The 26,117-nt window shown below is 54.3% G+C and carries 25 protein-coding genes; 11 read left to right on the forward strand and 14 right to left on the reverse strand.

Annotated elements, in window-relative coordinates:
• Nucleotides 1-233 precede the first annotated feature (233 nt).
• The 4 genes from EAE_RS20430 to EAE_RS20445 all read left to right on the forward strand — a co-directional run bounded on the left by EAE_RS20430 (nucleotide 234) and on the right by EAE_RS20445 (nucleotide 3,161).
• Nucleotides 234-1,631, forward strand: coding sequence for a cytochrome ubiquinol oxidase subunit I (locus tag EAE_RS20430; RefSeq protein WP_015705562.1), 1,398 nt, complete (start codon nucleotides 234-236; stop codon nucleotides 1,629-1,631).
• Complete coding sequence (gene cydB, locus EAE_RS20435; protein WP_015705563.1) at nucleotides 1,631-2,641, forward strand: cytochrome d ubiquinol oxidase subunit II; 1,011 nt, start codon at nucleotides 1,631-1,633, stop codon at nucleotides 2,639-2,641. Before EAE_RS20430 ends, cydB begins: the two co-directional genes overlap by 1 nt.
• Nucleotides 2,641-2,766, forward strand: a complete 126-nt coding sequence (locus EAE_RS20440) for a DUF2474 domain-containing protein (protein ID WP_015705564.1) — start codon at nucleotides 2,641-2,643, stop codon at nucleotides 2,764-2,766. The genes cydB and EAE_RS20440 overlap by 1 nt, the downstream gene beginning before the upstream one ends.
• A gap of 158 nt (nucleotides 2,767-2,924) precedes the next feature.
• Nucleotides 2,925-3,161 carry a DUF2554 family protein gene (locus tag EAE_RS20445; protein WP_047058678.1) on the forward strand — a complete coding sequence of 79 codons (237 nt, stop codon included), beginning with the start codon at nucleotides 2,925-2,927 and terminating at the stop codon, nucleotides 3,159-3,161.
• 9 nt (nucleotides 3,162-3,170) lie between these two features.
• Here the strand turns inward: EAE_RS20445 and EAE_RS20450 are convergent, their stop codons facing one another.
• Nucleotides 3,171-5,132: a peptidase U32 family protein gene (locus EAE_RS20450; RefSeq protein ID WP_015366399.1), complete on the reverse strand. Its 1,962-nt coding sequence runs from the start codon at nucleotides 5,130-5,132 to the stop codon at nucleotides 3,171-3,173.
• Between the two features lie 233 nt (nucleotides 5,133-5,365).
• Nucleotides 5,366-5,911, reverse strand: coding sequence for a helix-turn-helix domain-containing protein (locus EAE_RS20455; protein ID WP_015705566.1), 546 nt, complete (start codon nucleotides 5,909-5,911; stop codon nucleotides 5,366-5,368).
• 88 nt (nucleotides 5,912-5,999) lie between these two features.
• Between EAE_RS20455 and EAE_RS20460 the strand changes: the two genes are divergently transcribed.
• Nucleotides 6,000-7,172 (forward strand): benzoate/H(+) symporter BenE family transporter, encoded by a 1,173-nt coding sequence (locus tag EAE_RS20460; RefSeq protein WP_260766492.1) that lies wholly within the window; start codon nucleotides 6,000-6,002, stop codon nucleotides 7,170-7,172.
• Here the strand turns inward: EAE_RS20460 and EAE_RS20465 are convergent.
• Nucleotides 7,149-8,018 carry a helix-turn-helix domain-containing protein gene (locus EAE_RS20465; protein ID WP_015705568.1) on the reverse strand — a complete coding sequence of 290 codons (870 nt, stop codon included), beginning with the start codon at nucleotides 8,016-8,018 and terminating at the stop codon, nucleotides 7,149-7,151. The genes EAE_RS20460 and EAE_RS20465 overlap by 24 nt on opposite strands.
• Before the next feature lie 182 nt (nucleotides 8,019-8,200).
• Here EAE_RS20465 and EAE_RS20470 point away from each other — a divergent pair, with 182 nt between their 5' ends.
• Nucleotides 8,201-9,097: a DMT family transporter gene (locus tag EAE_RS20470; RefSeq protein ID WP_015705569.1), complete on the forward strand. Its 897-nt coding sequence runs from the start codon at nucleotides 8,201-8,203 to the stop codon at nucleotides 9,095-9,097.
• 45 nt (nucleotides 9,098-9,142) lie between these two features.
• Here the strand turns inward: EAE_RS20470 and EAE_RS20475 are convergent, their stop codons facing one another.
• Together EAE_RS20475 and EAE_RS20480 are read right to left on the reverse strand one after the other, a co-directional pair.
• Nucleotides 9,143-9,811: a DUF3313 domain-containing protein gene (locus tag EAE_RS20475; protein WP_015705570.1), complete on the reverse strand. Its 669-nt coding sequence runs from the start codon at nucleotides 9,809-9,811 to the stop codon at nucleotides 9,143-9,145.
• Between the two features lie 135 nt (nucleotides 9,812-9,946).
• A complete protein-coding gene (locus EAE_RS20480) occupies nucleotides 9,947-11,539 on the reverse strand; it encodes an ABC transporter substrate-binding protein (RefSeq protein ID WP_047042524.1) in 1,593 nt (530 codons plus the stop codon).
• Nucleotides 11,540-11,651: 112 nt separating this feature from the next.
• Between EAE_RS20480 and pepT the strand changes: the two genes are divergently transcribed.
• On the forward strand, nucleotides 11,652-12,881 hold the full coding sequence (gene pepT, locus EAE_RS20485) for a peptidase T (protein WP_015705572.1): 1,230 nt from the start codon (nucleotides 11,652-11,654) through the stop codon (nucleotides 12,879-12,881).
• On the opposite strand, the gene tehB is transcribed toward pepT, so the two are convergent.
• Together tehB and tehA are read right to left on the reverse strand one after the other, a co-directional pair.
• Nucleotides 12,878-13,474 (reverse strand): tellurite resistance methyltransferase TehB, encoded by a 597-nt coding sequence (gene tehB / locus EAE_RS20490; protein WP_015705573.1) that lies wholly within the window; start codon nucleotides 13,472-13,474, stop codon nucleotides 12,878-12,880. The two genes, pepT and tehB, sit on opposite strands and share 4 nt — an antisense overlap.
• 2 nt (nucleotides 13,475-13,476) lie before the next feature.
• Nucleotides 13,477-14,475: a dicarboxylate transporter/tellurite-resistance protein TehA gene (gene tehA, locus EAE_RS20495; protein WP_015705574.1), complete on the reverse strand. Its 999-nt coding sequence runs from the start codon at nucleotides 14,473-14,475 to the stop codon at nucleotides 13,477-13,479.
• 111 nt (nucleotides 14,476-14,586) lie between these two features.
• On the opposite strand from tehA, the gene ydcK reads away from it, so the two are divergent.
• Complete coding sequence (gene ydcK / locus EAE_RS20500) at nucleotides 14,587-15,567, forward strand: YdcK family protein (protein WP_015705575.1); 981 nt, start codon at nucleotides 14,587-14,589, stop codon at nucleotides 15,565-15,567.
• 4 nt (nucleotides 15,568-15,571) lie between these two features.
• Here the strand turns inward: ydcK and rimL are convergent, their stop codons facing one another.
• The 3 genes from rimL to EAE_RS20515 all read right to left on the reverse strand — a co-directional run bounded on the left by rimL (nucleotide 15,572) and on the right by EAE_RS20515 (nucleotide 18,127).
• Complete coding sequence (gene rimL / locus EAE_RS20505) at nucleotides 15,572-16,132, reverse strand: 50S ribosomal protein L7/L12-serine acetyltransferase (RefSeq protein ID WP_015366387.1); 561 nt, start codon at nucleotides 16,130-16,132, stop codon at nucleotides 15,572-15,574.
• Between the two features lie 68 nt (nucleotides 16,133-16,200).
• Nucleotides 16,201-17,856, reverse strand: coding sequence for a glucan biosynthesis protein D (locus tag EAE_RS20510; protein WP_015705576.1), 1,656 nt, complete (start codon nucleotides 17,854-17,856; stop codon nucleotides 16,201-16,203).
• The gene (locus EAE_RS20515; RefSeq protein ID WP_123907193.1) at nucleotides 17,834-18,127 is read right to left on the reverse strand and encodes a hypothetical protein; all 294 of its coding nucleotides are present in this window, start codon (nucleotides 18,125-18,127) and stop codon (nucleotides 17,834-17,836) included. Before EAE_RS20515 ends, EAE_RS20510 begins: the two co-directional genes overlap by 23 nt.
• Nucleotides 18,128-18,177: 50 nt before the next feature.
• On the opposite strand from EAE_RS20515, the gene EAE_RS20520 reads away from it, so the two are divergent.
• A complete protein-coding gene (locus tag EAE_RS20520; protein ID WP_015705577.1) occupies nucleotides 18,178-19,266 on the forward strand; it encodes an NAD(P)-dependent alcohol dehydrogenase in 1,089 nt (362 codons plus the stop codon).
• Between the two features lie 41 nt (nucleotides 19,267-19,307).
• Here the strand turns inward: EAE_RS20520 and EAE_RS20525 are convergent, their stop codons facing one another.
• Both EAE_RS20525 and EAE_RS20530 read right to left on the reverse strand, forming a co-directional pair.
• Nucleotides 19,308-20,081: an ABC transporter substrate-binding protein gene (locus EAE_RS20525; RefSeq protein ID WP_015705578.1), complete on the reverse strand. Its 774-nt coding sequence runs from the start codon at nucleotides 20,079-20,081 to the stop codon at nucleotides 19,308-19,310.
• A gap of 11 nt (nucleotides 20,082-20,092) precedes the next feature.
• Nucleotides 20,093-21,262, reverse strand: coding sequence for a pyridoxal phosphate-dependent aminotransferase (locus EAE_RS20530; RefSeq protein ID WP_015705579.1), 1,170 nt, complete (start codon nucleotides 21,260-21,262; stop codon nucleotides 20,093-20,095).
• Between the two features lie 288 nt (nucleotides 21,263-21,550).
• Here EAE_RS20530 and EAE_RS20535 point away from each other — a divergent pair, with 288 nt between their 5' ends.
• Complete coding sequence (locus EAE_RS20535; protein ID WP_015705580.1) at nucleotides 21,551-22,897, forward strand: L-cystine transporter; 1,347 nt, start codon at nucleotides 21,551-21,553, stop codon at nucleotides 22,895-22,897.
• Between the two features lie 50 nt (nucleotides 22,898-22,947).
• On the opposite strand, the gene ycaC is transcribed toward EAE_RS20535, so the two are convergent.
• Nucleotides 22,948-23,571, reverse strand: a complete 624-nt coding sequence (ycaC, locus tag EAE_RS20540; RefSeq protein WP_015366381.1) for an isochorismate family cysteine hydrolase YcaC — start codon at nucleotides 23,569-23,571, stop codon at nucleotides 22,948-22,950.
• 172 nt (nucleotides 23,572-23,743) lie between these two features.
• Here ycaC and EAE_RS20545 point away from each other — a divergent pair, with 172 nt between their 5' ends.
• Nucleotides 23,744-24,640, forward strand: a complete 897-nt coding sequence (locus tag EAE_RS20545) for a LysR family transcriptional regulator (RefSeq protein ID WP_032723078.1) — start codon at nucleotides 23,744-23,746, stop codon at nucleotides 24,638-24,640.
• On the opposite strand, the gene EAE_RS20550 is transcribed toward EAE_RS20545, so the two are convergent.
• A complete protein-coding gene (locus EAE_RS20550; protein ID WP_015366380.1) occupies nucleotides 24,579-26,087 on the reverse strand; it encodes a carboxylesterase/lipase family protein in 1,509 nt (502 codons plus the stop codon). The two genes, EAE_RS20545 and EAE_RS20550, sit on opposite strands and share 62 nt — an antisense overlap.
• Between the last annotated feature and the right edge of the window lie 30 nt (nucleotides 26,088-26,117).

A 26,117-nucleotide genomic window follows, 5' to 3' on the forward strand; every position in this document is an offset into this window, starting at 1 on the left:
AGGAGAAGCACTAAGGAAAATCGTAAAAAAACATGTGAAGTAGCATTAAAAAAGATCACAACCAGCAATTCATTATTCATGATGACATAAATACTAATTTCATAAATATGAAATATGTATAAAAAGAATAACAGTGAGTAACTGTTATCATAAAAAACATCATTTCTGCCTCTGCTTTCACCATCTCCCTCCCCCTAAAATTGCGTTGAATCAATTTTGTTGTGGAGTCCAGCATGTTCGGTCTTGATGCATTTCATCTGGCGCGGATCCAATTCGCCTTTACCGTCTCATTTCATATCATCTTTCCCGCGATCACCATCGGTCTTGCCAGCTACCTGGCGGTGCTTGAGGGATTATGGTTAAAAACAAAAAATCCAGTCTGGCGCTCGCTATATCATTTCTGGTCGAAAATCTTTGCCGTCAACTTTGGTATGGGGGTGGTATCGGGGCTGGTGATGGCCTACCAGTTCGGCACCAACTGGAGTGGTTTCTCTCAGTTCGCAGGCAGCATTACTGGCCCGCTGCTAACTTATGAAGTTCTTACCGCTTTCTTCCTTGAGGCCGGTTTCCTTGGCGTGATGTTATTTGGCTGGAACCGCGTCGGCCCCGGCCTGCATTTTTTCGCCACCTGCATGGTGGCGCTGGGCACTATCATTTCCACATTCTGGATCCTTGCCTCAAACAGCTGGATGCAAACGCCACAAGGGTTCGAAATCGTTAATGGTCAGGTCGTACCCGTTGACTGGTTCGCCGTTATCTTTAACCCCTCTTTCCCTTACCGCTTATTCCATATGTCCGTCGCGGCGTTTCTTAGCAGCGCATTGTTCGTAGGCGCATCAGCCGCATGGCATTTGCTTCGTGGCAATCAAACCCCAGCCATCCGCGCCATGTTCTCTATGGCGCTATGGATGACGCTGCTTGTCGCCCCCATTCAGGCAATGATCGGCGATATGCATGGGCTAAACACCCTGAAACATCAACCGGCGAAAATTGCCGCCATCGAAGGCCACTGGGAAAATCCGCCGGGCGAACCGACGCCACTGCTGCTGTTCGGCTGGCCGGACATGCAACAAGAACGTACCCGCTATGGGCTGGAGATCCCTGCCCTCGGCAGCCTGATCCTGACTCACAGCCTCGATAAACAGGTACCGGCGCTGAAGGAGTTCGCTCCAGAAGATCGCCCCAACTCAACCGTTGTGTTCTGGTCATTTCGTCTGATGGCCGGTCTGGGAATGTTAATGATTCTGCTCGGCGTCATTGCCCTATGGCTGCGCTATCGGCAGCGTCTGTATACCTCAAAACCTTTCCTGCGCTTCGCGTTATGGATGGGACCTTCTGGCCTGATTGCGATTCTTGCTGGATGGGTGACCACCGAAGTCGGACGCCAGCCATGGGTCGTTTACGGTATACAGCGCACCTCCGAGGCCGTATCAGCTCACGGTGATCTGCATATGACCATTAGCCTGCTGGCATTTATTGCCGTCTACAGCTCGGTATTCGGCGTTGGCTATAGCTATATGCTGCGCCTGATCCGCAAAGGTCCGCAAGAGCAGACGCCAGTGCCATCAGGTACGCCGGCGCGTCCGCTTTCTGCCGCGACGGATGGTTTTCAGCACAAGGAGTCCCGCTAATGGGTATTGATTTATCGGTTATTTGGTTTGTTATCATCGTGTTTGCCACCCTGATGTATATCGTCATGGACGGTTTCGACTTAGGGATCGGCATTCTGTTTGCCGCCGTACGCGGCGGCGATGAGCGCGACGTGATGGTCAACAGCGTCGCCCCGGTATGGGATGGCAATGAAACCTGGCTGGTGCTTGGCGGCGCTGGTCTCTTCGGCGCCTTTCCGCTGGCCTATGCGGTGATTATCGACGCGCTGTCGGTACCCTTAACCCTGATGCTGATTGGCCTAATTTTTCGCGGTGTGGCCTTCGAGTTTCGCTTCAAAGCGACCCCTTCGCACCGTCCTTTCTGGGATAAAGCTTTTCTGGGCGGATCGCTACTGGCGACATTCACCCAGGGCATGGTCGTCGGCGCGGTCATTCATGGTTTTCCGGTCAGCGGTCGCAGCTTTAGCGGTGGAATGTGGGATTGGCTGACGCCATTTACCCTATTCTGCGGTTTCGGCCTCACCGTTGCATACGCGTTACTGGGCGCTAGTTGGCTGGTAATGAAGAGCGAGAATCCGCTGCAGAATATCATGCGCAGAATTTCACGCCTTCTGCTGCTGGCCTTACTGATGATAATAGCCGTGATTAGCCTATGGACGCCGCTCTCCCAGCCGGCGATCGCCGAGCGCTGGTTTAGTCTGCCGAATCTGTTTTACCTGCTGCCGGTGCCGCTATTGGTTATCGCCATCAGCGTCTGGTTATGGCGCACGCTTGGGCAACGAGATGCTCACACCCTGCCGTTCGTGTTGACGCTGGGGCTCGTCTTCCTTGGGTTTAGCGGACTTGGGATCAGCATTTGGCCGAATATTATTCCGCCAGGGATTTCGTTATGGCAGGCCGCGGCGCCGCCGCAAAGTCAGGGCTTTATGCTGGTTGGCGCGTTACTGATTATTCCCGTCATTCTTGGGTATACCTTCTGGAGCTACTACGTTTTCCGCGGCAAAGTTCAAACTGGCGAGGGATATCACTGATGGAGCATTCATGGATAAAACGTCTGCTATGGCTGGCAGCCATATGGGGCGCTAGCGTGCTGGCACTGGGCGCCGTCAGTATGATTTTCCGCCTGCTGATGAACGCAGCCGGGCTTCGTGCCTGATATAACACATCTCCAGCCTGGCGCTCATCGCGTCAGGCTTTTTTCATCCTCTTCAGCCACGCCTGACAAAGCCTTGCGCTTCTTTGATAACGCCATAAAAAAACTAATATTAAATCAATCATATTGATCCCGCGTTATCTATTGATATGGAAAATGATATGTGGCGGAGAGGAATAGCGGCAGTGGTATTGATATGTGGGTTATTTTCCGGGCATCTGCTCGCCCAGCATCAGGGGCATGATTATTTCCCGGTGCAAAGCCTCGAACAGCGATTACTGCACGAGGCTGATTGCGATGAACTACGCAGCCGGGCTGAGGAGACCGCCAGCTCGCTGCGCGAACATTATCACCGGCAGTACGCGCGCAAAGCAAAGGCGCATAACTGCCCGCCGTGAGAATGGTTCTTACGCGCCCTTACGCTTGGGCAGCGTTTTCATCAGTTCGTCAGGACTGACGGAGGCGACGATGCTGCCCGGATGGGGCATTTTGAGAATATGATTTTTGATTTTACCCACCACGTGCATTTCGCACGGACGGCAATCAAATTTCAGGGTTAACACTTCGTCACCGTGAATCAGCTGCATCGGCGTCGCCTTCCAGCTCTTTATCGAACCTTTGGCCTGCTTCGGACACAGGTTGAAGGCGAATCGTAGGCAATGCTTGGTGATCATCACCGGCACGTCGCCTTTCTCTTCATGAGCTTCATACGCCGCATCAATCAGCTGAACGCCATAGCGCTGGTAGAAAGCGCGCGCTTTGTGGTTATAAACGTTCGCCAGGAACGACAGATGCGTTTCCGGATACACCGGCGGTGGTACGGAGACCGGTTTACGCGTTCCGCGCTGCCAGGCATCGAGGCGCGCCTGATCGAGCATCTCTGCGGTTTCACGGCGCAGTTGGTTAAGCATACTGTTCGGCACAAACAGCGCCGGCAGATTAATCTGCACATCACGCGGGTAGTAAATGGTCTGGCCGAGCTTCGCCACGCCATCACGTAAATTGGCTAGCGCTTTTTCCGCCTGGGTCGCTTCGGCGAATTCGCCATCCAGTGTATGCGTGACGCTGACGCCGTCTTCGCAGGTCATGGTCAGCACCAGCTGTTCCTGCCAGCCGCTCAGCGCGATATCAACCGCAATGCGGCGCTCGCTGGAAGTTTTCAGTAGCGCCTGCTGCCAGTTATGGTCGAGGTTACGATTAAGCGCCTCGTGCGGACGCACTTTATGCAGGTCTGCCGGCATTTCGTTTGGCCAGACGCGATAACGATTTTCCCCCGTTTTCTCCACCGTATTGGCGCGGAAGCCGACAACTTCACGTTTGATCATCACATTGAGGCCGTCACCATTCGTCAATGCGTCGGTCACTTCAACATCGAGATAATCTTTTCCGACTTTTAATACTTCGCCTACCGGCAGGCCGATAAATTTCGGCGAATCAAACGCGCCGATATCGCCCTTACGCGCGTTAACAAAATAGTCGGTGCTGCCGCGATGGAACGTTTTATCGGTCGACGGCACGAAGAAGTGTTCGGTGCGCCCGGCGGAAGAACGCGCGAGATCGCCGCGGTCTTCAATAATACGATCCAGCATCTGACGATAGTGAGCGGTGATATTTTTCACATAACTCATATCTTTATAGCGCCCTTCAATCTTAAAGGAGCGCACGCCGGCGTCGATCAATGCCGCCAGGTTGGCGGTCTGATCGTTATCTTTCATCGACAACAGATGTTTTTCATAGGCCACAACGCGCCCCTGATCGTCTTTCAGGGTGTAAGGCAGGCGGCAAGCCTGAGAGCAGTCGCCGCGGTTGGCGCTACGTCCGGTTTGCGCGTGAGAAATATAGCACTGACCGGAATAGGCTACGCATAAGGCGCCGTGAATAAAGAACTCGATAGTCGCGTCGGTATTATCGTAGATCGCTTTAATTTGATCGAGGTTGAGTTCGCGGGCCAGAACAATCTGGCTGAAGCCCGCATCAGAGAGAAACTTCGCTTTCTCAACGCTGCGGATATCGCACTGGGTGCTCGCATGCAGCTCAATCGGCGGCAGATCCAGCTCCATTATCCCCATATCCTGCACGATCAATGCATCAACGCCGGTCTCGTACAGATCGGTAATCAGACGTTGCGCCGGTTCCAGTTCATCATCATGAAGAATGGTATTCAGCGTCACAAACACCTTAGCGCCAAAGCGATGCGCAAACGGCACCAGGTTGGCGATATCGCTCAGGCTATTGCTGGCATTATGGCGCGCGCCGAAGCCCGGCCCGCCGATATAGACCGCGTCGGCGCCGTGTAAAATCGCTTCACGGGCGATCCCGGCATCGCGGGCAGGACTAAGAAGTTCAAGATGATGGTTTTGCAGGCGCATACGCTCGTCGTTATCCGTTATAGGGGGTCGAAATGGCGGCTATTGTAGTCAGAACTGGGCGTAGACGAAAACATTTTCCGCCGCGCCCGCACAGCGAATTTGCAGAAATCGGCAAAGCATTGAAGAAAAAGCTATTTCTCATGAAAACCTGGCAAGGTTACAGTGGCTGCGTATTCCGGATTTTCCTCGTCACGTTGTGAATTTTAGTCTCAGTCATCTTGATTGGCCGCGGATTAGTCCGCGGCTTTTTCTTTTGGATAATGAATCAGTGAATGAAAGTGCGCCGTCTGCGCGCCGCTATTGCGGTAAGCGTGCGTCAGGTCGCCGGCAAAGCGCCGCCCTTCTCCCGCCTGCAACGTCTGCCATTGCCCCTGCAGACATAAATCCAGCGTACCGCTAATGACCACGACATGTTCAATGACGCCGGTCTCATGCGGCGTCGATTCGCTCAGCGCGCCCGGGGCGAGGGTAATTGAAAAATGGTCAAAACGTAGCTCAGGATCCCAGGGAAAAATCGGCGTCACTACCATCGCCTGCTGCTGCGGGTCGAAGGCGGCGGGCGCAGCCGTCTCATCGGCAACGATGAACGTCGAAAACGCCACATTGAGGCCGGTGGCTATCTTCCACAACGTCGCGACCGTTGGACTGGATTCATTACGTTCAATTTGCCCGAGCATCGCTTTCGATACCCCGGTTTCTTCCGCCAGCCGCGACAAACTCCAGCCGCGCTGCTGACGCAGGCTTTTCAGCGTCGTTGCCAGATGTTGCGCAATATTCATGGATGGCTCCTCATCATTTTCTTGATATTACCAGTTGTACGCTATAACGCACAATGCTACCTTCGTCGTATGTTATAACGCACAAGAGGTGTTCATGCGCTCCTTTACCCTTCCCATCCCCACGCTGCTCGCGGGATTTGTCGCCGTGCTGGTAGGCTATGCCAGTTCTGCCGCCATTATCTGGCAAGCGGCCGCCGCCGCTGGCGCCGATGCCGCGCAAATAGCCGGCTGGATGACCGCCCTTGGCCTGGCGATGGGCGTCAGCACGCTGGTATTAACGCTATGGCGTAAAGTCCCCATCCTCACCGCATGGTCAACTCCAGGCGCGGCTTTACTGGTCAGTGGATTACAGGGAGCGACGCTAGCGCAGGCGGTGGGAATATTTGTTTTCGCCAACGCGCTGATCCTGCTATGCGGCGTGACGGGACTGTTTGCCCGCCTCATGAAGATCATTCCGCATTCGCTGGCGGCGGCAATGCTGGCGGGGATCCTGTTGCGTTTTGGTCTGCAGGCATTTGGCAGTTTGCAGGATAATCTCCCGCTATGCGGCGGGATGTTCGCCGCCTGGCTGTTATGCAAAGCGCTCTACCCACGTTTTGCGGTCGTTGCGGCGTTAGTGGCAGGCGGGATCATCGCCCTGCTAACCGGCGCGCTGTCGCCAGTGGCAAACGATATGGTTTTTGTTGCTCCGCAGTGGATTACGCCGCAGTTCACCCCTTCGCTACTGCTCAGCGTCGGCGTACCGTTTTTCCTTGTCACCATGGCGTCACAGAATGCGCCGGGGCTGGCGACCATTCAGGCATCAGGCTATCGGGTTCCGGTCTCGCCGCTAATCGTATTTACCGGCGCGCTGGCGTTGTTATTCTCACCATTTGGCGTCTATTCCGTGTGCATCGCCGCCATTACCGCCGCGATCTGTCAAAGCCCGGATGCGCATCCGGATGCGGATAAGCGCTGGCTCGCCGCAGCGGCGGCCGGTGTGTTTTATCTGTTGGCGGGGCTATTTGGCGGTTCGATAACCGCGCTTATGGCGGCGCTACCGCCGGTGTGGATCCAGATGCTGGCGGGGCTGGCATTGTTAGGAACCATTAGCGGCAGCCTCTATCAAGCGCTGGGGCTAGAAAACGAGCGCGATGCCGCAGTGGTAACCTTTTTAGTCACCGCCAGCGGCGTCTCTCTGGCAGGAGTCGGCTCGGCCTTTTGGGGGCTGGTCCTCGGCGGTATCAGCTATGCGCTGTTAACCGCGCTGCGCCGCGCGTAGCTGGCTTGGCGTAAGACCCGTGGCGCTCTTAACCCGATTACTAAAGTGGCTGGCGGAGCTAAATCCGCAGGCCAGCGCTATCTCGGTCAACGGCTGTTGGGTGTGGCAAATCAGATGTTGCGCCTTGATCATCCGCCGCTGCATCACATACTGGTGCGGCGCCATATTCATTGACTGGCGGAACATCCGTGCAAAATGGTACTCGCTAAGCGACGCCTGGGCGGCAAGATCGGCAAGAGTAAGCGGCTGCTCGAGATGCTCCTCAATCCACGCCACCAGATTACGCAACAGATGCGGCGCCAGGCCGCCGGTAACCGTCGGCAGGCGCCACTGCACGTTGGAATAGTTTTGAATCAGATGTGTTAACAGCAACGTACTGGCCGAGCTTAACAGCAGTTGATTAGCCTGCTGGCGCCAGTCGTTATCGAGCAGAAACTGGCGATACACCGCGGTAATTTTGTCATCGCTGGCGAAGGTTTTTTCCTGCAAGGTGAAAGACGCCGGGCTGCGATCCCAAATTTGTTCGCCGACGCGACGCAGGTGCTCATCGGTGCAATAGAGATGAACGAAAGAGAGATCGCCGCGAATATCCCAGGTGCTTTCATCGCCCTTTGGCATCAGACAAAAACGGTCCGGCCCGCCGCCATTCTTCCAGCCGTACGGTGTTTTTTGGTAGCTTTCGTAACCATCGGCGACATACAGGCTCAACGTGTGGTGGTCGCTGCGCACCGTGATCCGGTCAAGGTCGTTGTACCACGCGGCAAGCTGGATCCCGGAATTGAGTTCTACGGTCCCCCGCAGCACCGCATTTTTTTGTTGTAATGTTTCGAACGTCCCGTATGCCATAGCCTTCACATCGTTTTAATCCGCAGACCTCTAGTCTATGAATTGTCATCACCGCTTACCAGCATTGACCATGAGCTTGTGAAAAATAAGCGCAAGATTTTGCAAGTCAGCAACAAAACGGTGACAGCGCTTTGCCTGGAAAAATCGCACACTTACGCCAGGCATTTTAAAGGAGAGACATTTTGAACGCATTACTCTACGGGCTGGTGGTGGTTATCTGGGGTACCACATGGATTGCAATCTTTTTACAACAGGGCCCCGTCGCCGCGCCGGTATCGATTTTCTGGCGTTTTGCCGTCGCCAGCGTCACCATGCTGACAATTTTGCTGATGACCCGCCGCCTGCGCCCGCTGGCGATGCGCGATCATCTCTTTTGCATGCTGCAAGGCTGCTGCGTCTTTTGCTTTAACTTCTGGTGTTTTTATACCGCCGCGGCGCATATCAATACCGGCCTTGAGTCGGTGATCTTTTCGATGGCGGTATTATTTAACGCGATCAACAGTTTTATTTTCTTCCGCCAGCAGCCCCCGAGCCGCTTTTGGCTGGCAGCGGCGCTGGGGCTCGCAGGAATTGTCACCCTCTTCTGGGAGGATCTCCTCGCCAATGGTCTGAACGCGTCGCTGCTGTGGGGAATCGGCCTGAGCGCCCTGGGAACGTACGGTTTTTCATTGGGCAACATGCTGAGTATTCGTCACCAACGCCACGGGCTTGAGACATTGACCACCAATAGCTGGGCCATGTTTTACGGCACCCTGGTCATGGGCGCGATCGCGCTGCTGCGCGGCGATAACTTTACGCCGCAGTGGACCTGGAGTTATATGGGCGCCCTGCTGTATCTGGCGTTGTTCGGTTCGGTGATCGCGTTCGGCGCTTATTTCACTCTGGTAGGCCGTATCGGGGCCAGCAAAGCGGCCTATAGCACGCTGCTTTTCCCACTGGTGGCGTTAACTATCTCCACCTTCTACGAAGGTTACGTCTGGCATAGCAATGCGGTGATTGGTCTGGCGTTAATACTGGTAGGAAATCTGGTGATGTTCGCCCGCCCCGAACAGCTGTTTATGCGCCGCCGGCTGGCTTAATAATAAGCCCGTCAGGCAACTCGCAAGACGGGCTTAACGCATCAATTACTTCTGCGACGGATCGAATTTCACCGCATCGATCGCCATATCATCAATCACCTGCTTCAACGTATCAGCGGTCAGCGGCGTGCTCTCATTAGACAGCGTTTTACCTTCGCCCTTACGCACTACCTTAATAACCGGCATATTGGTCTTCGCGTCGATCAGTTCGCCTTCGAAGTAGAGATTCGTGTCCATCGTGCGATGGCCGGTTGCCGCCTGGGTACCCGCGACAATCATCGCCACCGGGATCACTTCATAGAACTGCAGCCCTTCTTTACTGGTATCAACACCGGTGATTGCGCCGCGGAAAATCAGGCTGCGCGGGCCAGCCGTGGTCGCCAACGGCTTACGTTCGCTGATGGCCTGTTTCATCTGCTTGTTGGTGTAATTGAGGATGTCCTGCAGCGCTTTCTCCCCTACCTGGGTCGTTGGTTTCGGCACCGGGTAGTAGGTGATTGGACGGTAGACGACGTTGTCATAGTTGCTCGGATTGTAGTCCGGGGAGATCCAGCGCAGTTCTGGTTTGCCGGAAGCCGAAGTGGTCTCTTTTAACTTAGAATAATCTTTTAAAAACCCGGAATACTGCTCCGGTTGCGCCAGTTTGGATGCACAACCAGTTAATGCCAGTAGCCCGGCCAGAGCGGCTACTTTAAATAACATTTTTGTACGCATGGATAATCCCTGTAAATGCAGTTTGTCGGCAAGGTTTATAACAAAATTTCACGCTTAGTTTTGTGACAAAAATGGTGGTCCGTCAACTCCTTGCAAAAAATAAATCCGCCAACGCGGCGGATTTATTTACGATGTTTATTTTACGTCCACCTGATAAAAAATATGCTTCCCAAACGGGTCGATTTCATACCCGGTCACCGATTTACTCACCGGTTCAAAAATAGTTGAATGCGCAATCATCACGGCCGGCATTTGATCGTGCATCATCTGCTGCGCCTGTTTATACAAAGCTTCTCGTTGCGGCCGGTCGGTGATGGTTTTAGCTTCGGCGATAATTTTATCAAACGGCGCATAGCACCATTTGGCCGAATTAGAACCGCCGTTGGCCGACTGGCAGGTAAATAATGGGCCAAAGAAGTTATCCGGGTCCCCGGTCGCGGTAGTCCAGCCCATTAACGCCGCCTGATGCTCGCCGTCTTTCACCCGCTTAAGGTATTCGCCCCATTCATAGGTGGTGATTTTGGTCTGCACGCCGATTTTAGCCCAATCAGCCTGGATCATTTCCGCCATCCGTTTCGCATTCGGGTTATAGGGACGCTGAACCGGCATCGCCCACAGGTCGATGGTGATGGGACTCTTCACTCCGGATTCGCGCAGCAGCGCTTTGGCTTTTTCCAGGTCCCAGCTGTAGTCCTGCAGGTCGGCATCGGCACTCCAGACGCCAGGCGGCAGCAGGTTTTTCGCTACCGTACCGGTACCGTGGAACACCGCATCGATAATTGCCGGTTTGTTGATCGCCATCGCCAACGCCTGGCGCACCTTCACATTATCCAGCGGCGCTTTCTGCGTGTTGAAGGCGAGGAAACCGGTATTAAGCCCGGCTTTGCTCATCAGAATGATCTGCGGGTTCTTTTTCATCCGCGGTAAATCGGCGGGATTGGGGAATGGCATGACCTGACACTCATTTTTCTCGAGCTTAGCGTAACGCACCGAGGCATCAGGCGTGATACTGAATACTAAACGATCGATTTTCGCTTTTCCCTGCCAGTAATCAGGAAATGCGGTAAACAAAATCCGCGAATCTTTTTGATATTGCGCCAGCTTAAACGGCCCGGTGCCGATGGGATCCATATCAACACGCTGCGGGGTACCGGCTTTCAGCATCGCATCGGCATATTCCGCAGAGAGGATTGAAGCAAAATACCAGCCGAGGTCAGCGACAAAAGGCGCCTCGGGGTGCGCGAGGGTAAAACGCACCGTATATTCATCCGGTTTATCAATTGCGGTAATTAACGAACCAAACTCCAGGCTTTCAAAATTGGAGTAGTTGCCATTAGAGACATTATGATAGGGGTTATTCGGATCTTTTTGCCGCATAAACGAAAAAATAACGTCATCAGCATTAAAATCACGGGTCGGTTTAAAATATTTATTACTTTGGAATTTAACGCCTTTGCGTAAGTGAAAAGTATAAACTTTACCGTCTTCGCTCACCTCCCAGCTTTCCGCCAGGCTGGGCTGCAATTCCGTGGTGCCAACTTTAAAGTCCACCAGCCGGTTATATATCGGTACCGCGCTGGCATCGACGCTGGTCCCGGAAGTATAAAGCTGCGGATTAAAGTTTTCCGGCGAGCCTTCAGAGCAATAAACCAGTGTTTTCGCATTCACGGCAGAACTCACCGCTAATGCCGCTATCGTCAGAGCTATTGAAGTAGATGTGCGTTGCATGCGTTTCCCTTTTCATTTTTTGACTAATGAATAGCTTTTTGTTTTATTGCCCATAGATAACACTAAAGCCAGATTGCAAACACCCGAAATAATAAATTAAGAAGGAATCACTATGGCCTCGCCCTTAACCAGACAATTAACCCAGCGCTTCTTTCGCTATCTGGCTATCACCAGCCAAAGCGATCCACGAGCAACCACGTTACCCACAACGCCCGGACAACATCAGATGGCGCAGGCGTTAGCCGACGAGCTACGTCAGTTTGGCCTTGACGATATCGTTGTCGACGAGCATGCGACCGTGACGGCGGTTAAAAAAGGCACCGTCCCCGGTGCGCCGCGGATCGGCTTTATCACGCATATTGATACCGTTGATGTCGGACTGTCGCCGGATATTCATCCACAAATCCTGCGATTTACTGGCGAAGATCTCTGCCTTAACCCGGAACAGCAAATCTGGCTGCGGGTTGACGAGCATCCGGAAATTCTGGCCTATCGTGATGAAGAGATTATTTTCAGCGACGGCACCAGCGTACTGGGCGCCGATAACAAAGCAGCGGTGACCGTTGTTATGACGCTGCTGGAAAACCTGACCGCCGAACATAAGCATGGTGATATCGTCGTGGCGTTCGTCCCGGACGAAGAAGTTGGCCTTCGCGGGGCAAAAGCGCTGGATTTATCGCGTTTTGCCGTCGATTTTGCCTGGACCATCGACTGCTGCGAACTCGGCGAGATCGTTTATGAAAACTTTAACGCCGCCTCTGCGGAGATACGGTTTACCGGCGTAACCGCACACCCGATGTCCGCCAAAGGCGTATTGGTCAACCCGCTGTTAATGGCTACCGACTTCATGAGCTATTTCGACCGCCAGCAGACGCCGGAGCACACCGCCGGGCGCGAAGGCTACGTATGGTTTAACGGTATTCATGGCGATCAGAACAGCACAAGGTTGCAGGCAAACATTCGCGATTTCGATCTGGACAGCTTTAACCGCCGTAAACAACAGATTGGCGAAGCGGCAGAGAAAATCGCCGCCCAGTACCCTACTGCCAGGGTTGAATTCACTATCAGCGATACTTACAGCAATATCAGTAACGCCATTGGCGAAGACCGCCGGGCTATTGACCTGATGTTCACCGCGATGGAAAGCCTCGGTATAACGCCAAAACCTACGCCGATGCGCGGTGGTACCGACGGCGCAGCGCTCTCGGCAAAGGGTCTGCTGACGCCGAACTTCTTCACCGGCGCGCACAACTTCCATTCGAAATTCGAATTTTTGCCGCTGCGCGCCTTTGAGGCCTCCTATCTTACCGCCCTGCAGCTGTGCCTGCTGGCGGCGGATTAAGCCAGTTTACGCGCCAGCATTGTGGCGAAGCGTAGCTTGATGCGGTTTCCGCTGGCGTCGGTGCGGTGCAGTTCGCCGACGTCTTCGTTGTACTTGAGGAACTGCCAGCCAGCATAATAGTCACGCAGTTCTTCAGGTTTGAAGGCGAACGGGAAGCCCACGGTACAAGGGTAATCTTCGGTATCCATTGCGGCAACAATCAGGTTATAGCCGCCAGGCTTAGTGCAGCGCTGCATGTTGGCGATCAGACCAGGGATGGTTTTGGCTTCCAGGAACATCATCACCACGGTAGAAAGAATAAAATCATACTCGCCATCAAAGCTCAGCGTATTCAGATCTTTTATCGCAGTCTGCAAGTTCTCCAGCCCTTCGGCCTGACGAATGTTCTCCAGATTATCGATACTCATGGGATTTTTATCCCACGCGGTGACGTTGTAACCTTTTGCCGCCAGATACAGACTGTTTCGTCCATTGCCGCAACCAAGGTCGAGCGTCTGTCCCGGCTGCATCTGGGAGGACGCATACACCACTTCTGAGTGGGTGCGCGTCAGGCCATATTTTTCAGTAAAGTAGTTTTCGTCACGAGTCGTCATGATTAATCCTTGTTTGGCAATAAAGTGGCACGGTCTACGCGAATTAACAGTTTACCCCGCACCAGCAGAAGAAAGGTACGCAGCAGCAGCAGGCCGATAATCAGGTTACTAAAAATAAATAAGGGGATCGCCAGAGTATGGAAAAATCCGTGCGGCTGGCCGTGACCCAGATGCAGGCCGGTGGTCGCCAGTGCGGAAATCCCGAACGAGAAGCTCCAGAATGACGCATTAAACGGCTGCTGCAGATACCACGGCATCAGGCGCAGCATAAATAGCAACTGCAACAGCCCATAACCAAATAGCATTTTGGCAAACGTATCACCGTCGCCGCCATTGACGCTGAGCCACGCGCTACAGGCCACCAGCGCCGGCGCCAGCTGGATGCCCAGCGACGTCCGCAACGCCGCCGGTAGCTCGCCGTTGCTGCGCAGCCGCTGCAGGATAACCGGCTCCAGGCTGAGCCAGGAAAAGACGCCAGCGCCGAGAAACGCCAGTCCGGCATCATTAAATCCCAGCGCGCCGCAGGCCATGGCGCTGATAAAATTGTTGGCGACGGTCGGCAGATATAAACCGGGCGTCGTCGCCTCTCCCGGATGTTTACCCCGCCACAACCCGGCGCTCTGCCAGGCCGCATAGCAAAGCTGCAGCGTAACCCCCGCAGCAAATAACGCCAGCGACAACGGGCGATACCAGCCAGCAAAAGCGATCGACACCAATAGCGTTGTCGCCGGGATCAGGCTGACAAAACTGCTGGCCACCGGATGACGCATCTCCTGCCGAACGCTCCACGGGAAACGAATAGCCCGCGCAATAAACACTATCATTAATAGCGCCCAGATAGTTGTCGCCAGCACCACCAGCGCATCGCCAATAATACTGCTCACCGGCCAGATGGTACTGGCATAACGCCAGGCGAAGCCCATGCCGATTATCCCCAGCACCATACCAAAATAGCCAGCCGGTAGATTCAGTACCTGGCCGCCCGTTACGTGTTTATTCATTTTATTTAAAGTTTCAATTTAATTTTAAGTTGCATTTTAAAGGAACCTTATAAAACGCGCTACGGAGATTTTTGCTATGTTTATGTTAACCAACAGTAAAGAGAAATGCTGATGAAGAAATATCGTCTGAGCGACCACGTCCGCCTGTATCACTTTGAAGAAGACGGAATTAAACATAGCGTAACTCTGCGGCAAATCGTGGCGCTGACTGATTTCTCGGACGTTAAGGCCGGTAGCGAAGGCGGCTGGCTTGATGATGAAGCCGCGTTAAGCCAGGGCGGCGACTGCTGGATATATGATGCCAATAGCGTCGTCTTCGCTGGCGCGCGCGTTGACGACAACGCCCGTCTGACCGGCACCTGCGTGATAAGCCACGGGGCGACAATTAGCGACAACGCCTGGCTTGATAATGTTGAGGTAAGTCACGGCGCCAGGATAAGTGACAACGTCACTATAAAACAATCGCAAATCCGTGGCGTCTGCCGAATCGCCGACCAGGCGCGTATTCTCCCCCATTGTCTGGTGATTGCCGCTCAGGGACTCACTTCTGATATCGACAAAGTGCTGCAAATTTATCAGCGCGCCACGGTCAGCGCCTCACGGATTGTTCATCAGGCGCAAATCTACGGCGATGCCGTGGTTGAGCATGCTTTTGTTGAACACCGTGCCGAAGTGTTCGATAACGCACGTATTGAAGGTAATGAAAATAACGATGTATGGATCTGTGACAACGCCCGGGTCTACGATCGCGCGCGGCTGGTCGCCGGGCGCGGCGAGGATCAGATCCCAACCCTGCGCTACAGTTCCCAGGTGGGCGAAAACGCCGTGGTCGAAGGCAACTGCCTGTTAAAGCATCGTGTCATGGTCGGCGGGCACGCCCATCTTATCGGCGGCCCCATTCTGCTGGATGACGAGATACTTATCGAAGGACATGCGACGATTCGAGGCGATGTGATTATCGAACAACAGGTAGAAATCTGCGGTAACGCCTGTATCGAAGCGCTGGAGGGTGACAGAATTCATCTTCGCGGGCGCAAAATCGTGAGCGGCGACGAGCATATCACCCGTACGCCGCTGCTGGGTTCGCTATAGCAGCTTATTGCGGGTCAATAATCCGCGCGTAGATATTCTGATCGTCATATGCGCCATTTAAAAACTCGGCCTGCTTCAGACAACCTTCCAGTTGGAAACCATTACGCAGCGCCACCTGATTACTGCGCTGGTTGGCGACCCGGCATTTAATAACGAAACGGCGAACGGCGCCCGTTTGCGCATAATGATGGATAAACGCCTGTAACGCCTGCGACAACAGTCCCTGCCCCTGATGGCTTTGATCGATCCAGTAACCGATATAGGCCGTCTTGTTCAACGGTTCAATCTGGTTAAATGACAGGACGCCGATCATCTGCCCCTGTAAAAACAGCAGGAACATTTTTGCATAACCGCGCTGGTGCAGCATCACGTTTCCCTGCACGTGGCGCCGGGTTTCATCTTCACTCAACACCTCCGCAGGCCAGCTTAAAGCATGCTGCAGCCAGTCACGGTTTTTGAGCACCAATTGATGGAGTTCGCTGACGTAACGTTCGTCAACCGCACGCAGCTCCAGCTGTTCGTTGACCGGGATAGTTTCGATGATGGGGCTGTTTTCGGCAGTCATGACGATATCTCACTGATAAACAACAACGCCCGCAGAAGCGCGCCGCGGGCGGATTTCAACGACCTGGGTTATTTCATAATCCGGTCATCAACGTAGTTACGCCGATCCGCCGCAGGCGGGAAGTACTGATATAGCCAGGTTTCGCTGATAGCGTCGCCACGGCAGCGCAGGAACATACGCATCTCCACCGGATCGGTGGAATCTGAAGTCGGATACCAGTCAAAAAGAATACGATAGCCGTCAAAAGGCTCGACGTAGAGGATCTCTACCTGCTTAGCCTCGCCGCTGGAGAGTGTAATCACCGGCTCAATGCCTTTCGGCGCCGCGGCTTTCAGGTCGCCGCCAACAAAATCGATAGCAAAGCGGCGCGCCCATTTGTCCGGGTAGTGTTCACCCGGCGCCCATCCTTCCGGGAAGCCGCCCATTCCGGTGCGTGTCGCCAGCACTCGCGCCAGCGGAGAGCGTACCGGCGGCTGCGCGCTCCAGTACAAGCGGTAGCTAAAGTCCAGTTGATCACCCGCTTTTACCGGTTTTTCCGGCTGCCAGAAGCAGACGATATTGTCCAACGTTTCGCCGGTAGTCGGGATTTCCATCAGGCTAACGGCCCCTTTTCCCCACTGATTACGTGGCTCCACCCACAGGCTCGGGCGCTTGTTATACCAGCCCATCACATCCTGATAATGACTGAAATCGCGATCCAGCTGCAGCAGGCCAAACCCCTTCGGGTTTTTATCCTGGAACGCGTTGAACTGCAGCTTTTGCGGATTATTCAGCGGACGGCAAATCCACTCGCCGTTGCCGCGCCACATCGACAGGCGGTCAGAATCGTGGATTTGCGGATGGATGGTATCGCACATCCGGCGTTCGTTGTTACCGCAGCTGAACATGCTGGTCATTGGCGCAATGCCCAACTGCTTAATGTCCTTGCGCGCATAGAGATGATTTTCGACATCCATGATCACCTGCGTTTGCTGGCAATTCACGGTGAACTTATAGGCGCCGGTGACGCTCGGGCTATCGAGCAGCGCGTAGACGGTGAACACCGTCGCGCCAGGTTTGACGGTTTCAAACCAGAATGACGTGAAATCCGGGAACTCTTCCGGGGTATCGGTAAAGGTGTCAACGGCCAGACCGCGCGCCGACAGGCCGTACTGGTAAGTGCTGTCGACCGCGCGGAAGTAGCTGGCGCCCAGAAAGGCGACGATATCGCGGCGCGCCAGTTCCGGCGCCTTAAACACACGGAAACCGGCGAAACCGAGATCGGTCTGCCCTTCCAGCTGTTTGGTATCAACGCCGGCGTCGTTGTACTGGAACAGCTCCGGACGGAAGTGTATCTCCCGCGCCTGCTGAGACTGCGCGTCCAGCGAGAACATGCGCACCCGGCGGCGGAAGCCCATACCAACATGGAAAAACTGGATATCCAGCTTGCGCTCTTCAACGTTATTCCACAGCGAATGCGCCGCATCATACTGGATGCTGTTATAGGCCTGAGGGGTCAGATTCGCCAGCGTCGGCGGCAGGTCACGCGGCGCGCCGCCCCACGGCTGGCGGGCTAAGTCATGAGCCATCGCCTGCAGGACGGAAAAGTCAAAGCGGCGCGTCTGGCCATCGGCGATAGCAGAATCCGCGGCGAAAGCCGCTTTAGTGAATAACGAGGCGACTCCTGACGTTCCGCATACGGCGGCAACAGCCATGGATGATTTAAGAAAACGTCTGCGGTTCATGCCTGGAAAAGCGTCCTTTTTGAGAGTTCGACGGATACGCAACGTTGCAAACATCTGCGTCGTGAATTCCGCTCACTCTAGACAAAAATGATTGATAATCCAATTGTTGGCAGGCGAAAAGCATGAAAAAAAAGATGTCCACCGGAACAGACTGAATAACCACCCAGCGATCGCTATCGCTGAGCTGTTTTGGCGAACAGGCGCGACCCGAGACCTCAGCGTTTTTACCCCCGCTTTGTTTATTTTCAGCACGAACAGGATAAATTTTCATCACGCCAGGTGTAATCTCTACTCTCCAGGGAAAAATGTCAGGAGTATCTAATGAAAGTAAAAGCCGCCGTGACGTTGGGTTATCAACAACCATTTAGCATTAAAGATATTCAGGTTAGCGCACCTAAAAAAGACGAAGTGATGGTAAAAATTGTCGCTACAGGCGTTTGTCATACCGACGCGGTAATCCGCGATAACGCCGGGATCCTGCCGATGCCCGCCATCCTGGGCCACGAAGGCGCAGGTATCGTGGTTAACGTCGGTGATGCCGTTCGTGGGGTCGAAATTGGCGATCATGTGGTACTGAGCTACGCCGCCTGCCATCACTGTGAAAACTGCCTCACCAACCATCCTTCCGCGTGCGAAAGTTTCAATGACTTAAACTTTGGTGGACGCTTAGACGATGGCACCACCCCTTATCGTCTGGATGATCAAGAATTATCCGTCTTCTTCGGCCAATCTTCGTTTAGTCAGTATGTGGTCACCAAAGCGACGAATGCTATTGTTGTCGACCGTGATGTCGAACTTTCGCTTCTTGGTCCGCTGGGTTGCGGAATTCAAACCGGGAGCGGCACGGTGTTAAATCGACTAAAACCGGTGGCCGGGGAATCGTTAGTGGTATTCGGCTGCGGCGCGGTTGGTTTAAGCGCCATTATGGCTGCAAAGCTCACCGGCTGTAGCCAAATCATCGCCGTCGATATTCATGCGAACCGCCTTGAGCTGGCACGTGAACTCGGCGCAACCCACGTGATCAATGGCAAACAGGAAGATAGCGTTGCGGTTATTCGCCAACTGACCGGTAAAGGGGCGCACTACGCCATCGAAACGACCGGCGTCGCCGCCATCGTTCTGCAGGCGATCCACGCGATTAAGCCGTTAGGCACGGTGGCGGTCGTCGGCTTTACCGGCGATATCACCTTTAATGTGCAAAACGATCTGATGGCGGAAGGTAAATCATTGATAGGGGTAATTGAAGGCGACGCCGTACCGCAGCTGTTTATCCCACAGCTGGTACAGTTTTATAAACAAGGGAAATTCCCCATTGATAAGCTTATCGAGTTCTATCCGCTCGAAGAGATTAATCAGGCTTTCGTAGATTCAGCTTCCGGTAAAGTCATCAAACCGGTGGTGCTGATGTAATGCGGGCGGCTCTTTGCGCAGCAAAGAGCCGCAAATAAAGATTATTTCACACTGACATCGATACCGGGGAAGTACTTCGCCGCCAGACGGGTGATAGTGCCGTCAGCGCGCACTTTATCAATTGCCGCGTCGAGCTGTTTTTTGGTCGCCTCATCACCCTTTCGCAAGCCGTAGCCAATACCGCTGCCCAGAATCGTATCATCAGCCACCGGCTTACCGATAAAACCGAATCCTTTACCCTGCGGCTTACTGAGGAACCCGGCCTGCCCGGCGGCAGACATCACCAGCGAGGCGTCGATACGGCCGTTAAGCAGATCGGCCCACGCCATGTTCTGGTCTTTGTAGGAAACTACCGTGACGCCGTGTTTTTCCCAGTGTTCTTTGGCAAAGGTCTCCTGAATCGAGCCCTGTAGCACGCCGATGGTTTTGCCCTTCAGCCCTTCCGGCGTCGCCTGCATACCGCTGTCGGACTTGCCCACCAGCTGTGAAGGAATACGGTAGATCGGCTGGGTGAAATCAATACTCTTGCGACGTTGCTCGGTAATGTTCATCGCCGAGTTAATCGCATCAAATTTCTTCGCCACCAGTCCCGGAATGAGCGCATCAAAGGAGGTTTCGACCCAGCTGCATTTCAACTGCGCGGCCTGACAAATCGCGTTGCCGAGATCAATATCAAAACCCTGCAGCTCTCCTGCCGGGTTGCGGCTTTCGAACGGCGGATATTCCGCTTCCACGCCGTAGCGCAACTCGCTGGCGGCAAAGCTTGATACGGTACACAGCATTCCCAAAGCTAGAGTTAGGGCTTTTATTTTCATCGTCTGGCTCCTTAACGCGGCTTAACGCGGCACAGCGCCTGCGCGCCAGCCCGCAATGTGGCTTCATCTTTGGCAAAAGAGAGCCGAATCAGTTTGTTATCAGTACCATCGGTATAAAATGCCGATAGCGGAATCGTGGCGACGCCGTATTCGGTAATCAGCCGCTTGACCATCTCGCTGTCATGCTCATCGCTGAAATGGCGATAATCCGCCAGCATGAAGAAAGAGCCGGCGCTCGGCAATAAGCGGAACGGCGAGTCTTGCAGCAGTTGCTGGAGCAAATCACGCTTTTGCTGATAAAAAGCGGCCAGCGACAGCCATGAAGCCGGGTTCTGCATATGCTCTGCAAAAGCGTACTGCATCGGCGTATCGGCAGAAAACATGAGGAACTGATGTACCTTGCAGATCTCATCCATTAGCGCTGCTGGCGCCACGCAGTAGCCAACGCGCCAGCCGGTCACATGGTAGGTCTTGCCGAAGGAAGAGATAATCACGCTGCGTTCCGCCAGATGCGGATGGGTCGCCATGCCGTGATGCTTTTCGCCGTCGAAGACTACGTGCTCGTAGACTTCGTCGGACAAAACCACAATATCGGTATTGCGGATCAGCATCGCCAGTTGATTAAGGTCATCGGCGGATAATACCTGGCCGCTTGGGTTATGTGGCGTATTAATGATGATCATCCGCGTCCGCGGGGTAATCGCGGCGCGTACCTCGTCCCAGTTAATAGCGAAATCCGGCACGGTTAGCTTAATCGCCACCGGGGTCGCGCCTTGCAGACGCACGATCGGCGCATAGCTATCAAACGATGGCTCAAAGTAAATCACCTCGTCGCCAGCATGTACCAGCCCGCCAATGGCGGAATAAATCCCCTGGCTGGCGCTGGCGGTGACCAACACTTCACTATCGACATCATATTGCGTGCCGTACAACGTGGCGATTTTATCAGCAATACGCTCCTTTAAGGCCCGCAGGCCGGTCATCGGCGCGTATTGGTTATGTCCGGCGGTCATCGCCTGCGTCACGCCGGCCACCAGCTGTGGGTCGCAGGCAAAGTTAGGCGCGCCCTGAGAAAGATTAATCGCGTTATGCTGCGCGGAGAGCTGACCTATAACGGTAAAAATCGTGGTGCCGACATCCGGCAATTTCGAGCGGGTGGTGACCGAAGTACTAAGAGCCATGATTAATCCTTTCTCGTTTTATTTGCATATCCATTCAAACTAAAGCGCCTTCAAGCGACAAGCGAATTGTTATCATAAGAGCTATGCATTTCGATCATGGCTCCCAGGGCTCCTGCTGAAATATGACAGGGCTAACACTCAGGACATAAACCACAATTTTAATATGCCTTATGCTATTTAATTCTTTATAATCCCCAGCGGTTCTAAGGTTTTTCACAGCCTTAGAGAAATTTGAAATAAATCTCTTTCCGGCATTTCAGGTGCTGAATGGGGCAAGAGGCACATCTTATGTTTATTACGCCAGCGTATATCGCGTTATTTTTAATCGCATCATGGGGACTTTTTAAACTCGAGCAAAAAAGCCACTCGTTATCAAAAAGCGTTTTTATCGCCATCTTTCTCGGCGCCCTTCTCGGATTATCACTCCATTTCATTGCCAACGAACCGCGAAAAACGGTCATTGATTGGTACAGTATCGTCGGCAACGGCTATGTTAATTTGCTGAAACTTGTCGCGGTTCCGCTGATTTTCATTTCAATTCTGTCAGCGATTAATAAACTCGAAAATAGCGCCGGTATTGGCCGAATGTCCTTAACCATTGTTGCCTGCATGCTATGCCTGGTGATGGTGGCAGGCTGGGTCGGACTGTTTACCGCTGATTTACTCGGTCTTGACGCCAGCGCTTTTAGCCATATGCAATCGACGCTGACCGCCGAAGACGTCAGCAAAACCGCAGCCGTTTCGCTACCCCAACTGGTCACTTCGCTGATCCCGACAAATATTTTTCTCGACCTGACCGGCGCGCGCAGCGTATCGGTTATCGGCATCGTTATATTTACCCTGCTGGCCGGAGTCGCGTTATTGAAGGTGAAAAAAGAGGCGCCGGAGGAAGGTCAAAAACTAAGTAGCGGGATTAACGCGATTCAAATTTGGGTGATGAAGATGGTGCGTATCGTGATAGCGCTGACGCCATATGGCGTCCTCGCATTGATGGCAAAAGTCTTTTCGACCTATCAGCTAGCGCAATTCACCAGCCTGCTTGGCTTTATTGCCGCCTGTTATCTGGCGGTCGCTATCATGTTTATCGTGCATGCGATTCTGCTGCTCGTTAGCGGTCATCATCCTCTGCGCTACTTTAAAACGGTGTGGCCGGTGCTCACCTTCGCTTTTGTTTCCCGCAGCAGCGCGGCTTCGATTCCATTAGCCATTACCGCACAGGAAAAATTCGGCGTGCCGAATACCATCGCCAATATTGCCGCCTCTTTTGGTTCCAGTATGGGGCAAAACGGCTGCGCCGGGATCTATCCGGCTATCATGGTGGCCATGATTGCGCCAACGCTGGGTATCGACCCACTGTCCTTCTCGTTTTTAGCCAGCTTACTTCCGGCTATCGCGCTGGGCTCAATTGGCGTCGCAGGCGTCGGCGGCGGTGGGACATTTGCGGCGTTGATTGTCCTGTCTACGCTCAACTTCCCGGTGGCGCTGGTCGGCATTTTTATCGCCATCGAGCCAATAGTCGATATGGCGCGTACCGCGCTGAATGTGAATGGGTCGATGATGTCGGGCGTACTGGCATCGCGGCTATTGAAACATCAAAGTGCAAAGTCGCACCATGCCGCCTCGATAAGTGAATAATCCCGTCTGATTGAAACGGCGGCCAGGCCTGAAAACTGGCCGCCAGCTGTTTATTTCTTGCTCAGCAGGTTAAAGCTGGTCATCAGGTTACGGTAATCCGGAATGTGGTTAGAGAACAGGGTGCCCAATCCTTCAATATCATTGCGCCAGTCGCGGTGCAGCTCACAGGCCACGCCAAACCACGACATTAACTGCACGCCCGCTTGCGACATACGATCCCACGCCGCATCACGGGTGATCGGGTTAAAGGTACCGGACGCATCGGTCACCACAAAGACGTCGAATCCCTCTTCAATCGCCGACAGCGCCGGGAAGGCCACGCACACTTCAGTGACGACACCGGCAATAATCAGCTGTTTCTTACCGGTGGCTTTTACCGCGTTAACGAAATCTTCGTTATCCCAGGCGTTAATATTGCCGGGACGAGCGATATAAGGGGCGTCGGGGAACTGTTCTTTTAGTTCCGGCACCAGCGGGCCGTTAGGGCCATTCTCAAAACTGGTGGTCAGAATAGTCGGTAGTTTAAAGTATTTAGCCAGATCGCTGAGGGCAAGGACGTTGTTCTTGAATTTATCCGGCTCGATATCACGAACCAGTGAGAGCAAGCCGGTCTGATGGTCAACCAGTAATACTGCCGCATCATTTTTATCCAGACGAACGTAAGGTTTAGACATGGTGGCTCCTTTTATACACATCAACTAATCGGTGAGAAACGTTGTATCAACGAGATTAATAATAGTGTAAGCAGCGGATGCCGATTAGATGGCAAAAACGGAACGCATCGTCCCAATTTCGCAACGATGCGTGGCATACTGCCCATGATCAAAATGCATAGCTGGAGCCAACATGTCGCGTAGCGCCCTGCCTTTTCATACCGTAGAAACGTTTCTGATAACCGCGAGGCATCTCAACCTAACCCATGCCGCACAGGAGCTATGCCTGACGCAGGGGGCAGTCAGCCGACAGATCGCCGCGCTGGAAAACTGGTTCGGCTTCCCGCTATTTGAACGCCACGCCCGGGGCCTGCGACTGTCGCCACAGGGCAGCGCGCTTTATCCGGAGCTACAGTCGGCATTCGGCCGCCTGATAACGGTGGCCGAGCAGGCGCGCCAGCAGCAAACCGTCGTGCGCCTGAAAGCGCCTACCTGTGCGATCCGCTGGCTGGTGCCGAAACTGCTGGAGATAGAACGACGTTATCCGGAATTGCAGGTGGCGTTGACCACCACCACCGAGCATAGCGTCAACTTTAAGACTGAACCCTACGACGCGGCGATTATCTTCGGCACCCATCAAAGCGCCGGCGACTTGCTGTTTGAGGAGGCCCTCACGCCGGTGGCCAGTCCCGATACGCCGTGCGATCCCCAGCTATCAGGCACTACATTTCTCCATCCGACGCGCGATAAAACCGACTGGCTGCTGTGGCTTGCGCACTTCCCGCATGAAACTGCGCTAAAAATGCATAAAAACCAATATTTCGACACCATGGATCTGGCGATCACCGCCGCGATGCAGGGGCTCGGCGTGGCCATGGCGGACGAAACACTGGTTGCCGGGGATCTGCGAACCGGGCGACTATGTCGCCCCTTCTCGCTTAGCGTCAAAACCGGCGCCAGCTACCGGCTGGTTGTTCGCCGCTCGCAAAGCAAGGCCGACGGGCTGGCGCGCTTTCGCGCCGCGCTGGTTAATCCAGCGTCACATGATGCTTCATCACCCGACGAAACAGCGCCAGCCGCGCGCGCATAAACCGGTTCTCCACTTTAAAGCCCGCGCGCTTGTTGAGGCCGATACGCAATAAACGGTCCCGTCCGCGCTGGCAGGCAGGCCAGCGTACCGGGCCGGTTAACTCACTGCACTGATTGCCCGCCTGGCGGGCAAAATTAGCCCAGTAGTCGGCGACCTGCGCGGCGAAGGCTTGATCCGCCTCACTGGCATACTGACATACCGGCTCGGCGCGGGCCAGGTTGTCAAAAACATAAACCACTTCGTTGCCATGCCAGGCGCCATGGAGATAAGTTTCATGTTCCGCTTCGGCCACATAGTCAAACCAGTAGCGCCAGCACGGTTGCCCGAGACGCTGCTGCGCCTGCATGACAACATACCCTAAAGTCGTGAACGCCATATCGCGACACACTTCCCGCCCTAACGCCTCATCGCCTTTAACGCCGGGATACAGTAGTTTAATCAGCCCAAGGCCAAAACGGCGTTCGCGGCGCAGTTTTTGAATCTGACCGGCAATATCGACGCCAAATACCGCCATCACGCTGGCCTCATCGCTATTGGAGCCAATCATCACCGGCATCGCATGCTGACGTCCCTTAAAGAACGTGTCGAGCATGGGCTCCGGCAGCACCGCATCGCCGACAATCGGCGCCGGGCCGATATTCAGCGGCGCAGTTAGCGCCCAAAAGGCATCGGCGGGGATTGCCCGCAGCTGTTCCGCGCTGGCATCGGCAAGAGAAAAATGTTCCGCCAGCAGCTTTCCCTTGGCCAGCGCCTTTTCCCGCGGTAAATCCGGTAAGGTATAACCGCTTTGCACGATCGCTTTATGGAACAATCCCTTCGCTTTCGGCGACGCCATTAACGACAGGACGCTGCGCGCCCCCGCGGATTCGCCGAACAAGGTGACATTGGCGGCATCGCCGCCGAAGGCGTGGATATTATCCTGCACCCAGCGCAGCGCGGCTATCTGATCGAGCAGTGCAAAATTATACAACCGCTCGCCCTCTTCGCCTTCCAACGCTGGATGGGCGAAAAAGCCTAGGTGTCCAAGACGATAGTTCACGGTGACCACAACCACCTCGCGGCTGGCCAACGCGCTACCGTCGTAGGGCGGCAGACTGCCGGCGCCAATGGTGTAGCCGCCGCCGTGAAGCCAGACCATCACCGGGAGCGGCTGCGAGCGGGCGGCGGGCGCCCACACGTTGAGATAGAGACAGTCTTCCGAGAAACGGCCAGGATCGCCGCCGCCAAGTTCACGACAATACTCTATATCCTGCCAGCTGGCGGCGGCAAAGGTATCGGCCTGACGCACGCCCTGCCAGCGCTCTGGAGGCTGCGGCGAACGCCAACGCAGCTCGCCCACCGGCGGCTGCGCGTAGGGAATACCGCGCCAGATATGGATCCCCTGTTCATTAGTGCCGGATAACGTGCCCTGCCGCGTTTTCACCAGCGGCGTAGATGAATTCTGCATAACAACGTCCTTTTGCAAGTTATGCCATGC

The sequence above is a fragment of the Klebsiella aerogenes KCTC 2190 genome (assembly GCF_000215745.1).
In the GTDB taxonomy this organism is placed as follows: domain Bacteria; phylum Pseudomonadota; class Gammaproteobacteria; order Enterobacterales; family Enterobacteriaceae; genus Klebsiella; species Klebsiella aerogenes.

Excerpts from the sequence above, each read along its gene's own strand:
- EAE_RS20480 (WP_047042524.1), bottom strand. The coding sequence starts at position 11,539 with ATGCAACGCACATCTACTTCAATAGCTCTGACGATAGCGGCATTAGCG.
- EAE_RS20510 (WP_015705576.1), bottom strand. The coding sequence starts at position 17,856 with ATGAACCGCAGACGTTTTCTTAAATCATCCATGGCTGTTGCCGCCGTA.
- EAE_RS20450 (WP_015366399.1), bottom strand. The coding sequence starts at position 5,132 with ATGCGCCTGCAAAACCATCATCTTGAACTTCTTAGTCCTGCCCGCGAT.
- EAE_RS20455 (WP_015705566.1), bottom strand. The coding sequence starts at position 5,911 with ATGAATATTGCGCAACATCTGGCAACGACGCTGAAAAGCCTGCGTCAG.
- tehB (WP_015705573.1), bottom strand. The coding sequence starts at position 13,474 with ATGACGACTCGTGACGAAAACTACTTTACTGAAAAATATGGCCTGACG.
- tehA (WP_015705574.1), bottom strand. The coding sequence starts at position 14,475 with ATGAATAAACACGTAACGGGCGGCCAGGTACTGAATCTACCGGCTGGC.
- EAE_RS20545 (WP_032723078.1), top strand. The coding sequence starts at position 23,744 with ATGTCGCGTAGCGCCCTGCCTTTTCATACCGTAGAAACGTTTCTGATA.
- EAE_RS20530 (WP_015705579.1), bottom strand. The coding sequence starts at position 21,262 with ATGGCTCTTAGTACTTCGGTCACCACCCGCTCGAAATTGCCGGATGTC.
- EAE_RS20445 (WP_047058678.1), top strand. The coding sequence starts at position 2,925 with ATGTGGCGGAGAGGAATAGCGGCAGTGGTATTGATATGTGGGTTATTT.
- EAE_RS20535 (WP_015705580.1), top strand. The coding sequence starts at position 21,551 with ATGTTTATTACGCCAGCGTATATCGCGTTATTTTTAATCGCATCATGG.
- rimL (WP_015366387.1), bottom strand. The coding sequence starts at position 16,132 with ATGACTGCCGAAAACAGCCCCATCATCGAAACTATCCCGGTCAACGAA.
- pepT (WP_015705572.1), top strand. The coding sequence starts at position 11,652 with ATGGCCTCGCCCTTAACCAGACAATTAACCCAGCGCTTCTTTCGCTAT.
- cydB (WP_015705563.1), top strand. The coding sequence starts at position 1,631 with ATGGGTATTGATTTATCGGTTATTTGGTTTGTTATCATCGTGTTTGCC.
- EAE_RS20520 (WP_015705577.1), top strand. The coding sequence starts at position 18,178 with ATGAAAGTAAAAGCCGCCGTGACGTTGGGTTATCAACAACCATTTAGC.
- ydcK (WP_015705575.1), top strand. The coding sequence starts at position 14,587 with ATGAAGAAATATCGTCTGAGCGACCACGTCCGCCTGTATCACTTTGAA.
- EAE_RS20430 (WP_015705562.1), top strand. The coding sequence starts at position 234 with ATGTTCGGTCTTGATGCATTTCATCTGGCGCGGATCCAATTCGCCTTT.
- EAE_RS20465 (WP_015705568.1), bottom strand. The coding sequence starts at position 8,018 with ATGGCATACGGGACGTTCGAAACATTACAACAAAAAAATGCGGTGCTG.
- EAE_RS20475 (WP_015705570.1), bottom strand. The coding sequence starts at position 9,811 with ATGCGTACAAAAATGTTATTTAAAGTAGCCGCTCTGGCCGGGCTACTG.
- ycaC (WP_015366381.1), bottom strand. The coding sequence starts at position 23,571 with ATGTCTAAACCTTACGTTCGTCTGGATAAAAATGATGCGGCAGTATTA.
- EAE_RS20525 (WP_015705578.1), bottom strand. The coding sequence starts at position 20,081 with ATGAAAATAAAAGCCCTAACTCTAGCTTTGGGAATGCTGTGTACCGTA.
- EAE_RS20440 (WP_015705564.1), top strand. The coding sequence starts at position 2,641 with ATGGAGCATTCATGGATAAAACGTCTGCTATGGCTGGCAGCCATATGG.
- EAE_RS20515 (WP_123907193.1), bottom strand. The coding sequence starts at position 18,127 with ATGAAAATTTATCCTGTTCGTGCTGAAAATAAACAAAGCGGGGGTAAA.
- EAE_RS20550 (WP_015366380.1), bottom strand. The coding sequence starts at position 26,087 with ATGCAGAATTCATCTACGCCGCTGGTGAAAACGCGGCAGGGCACGTTA.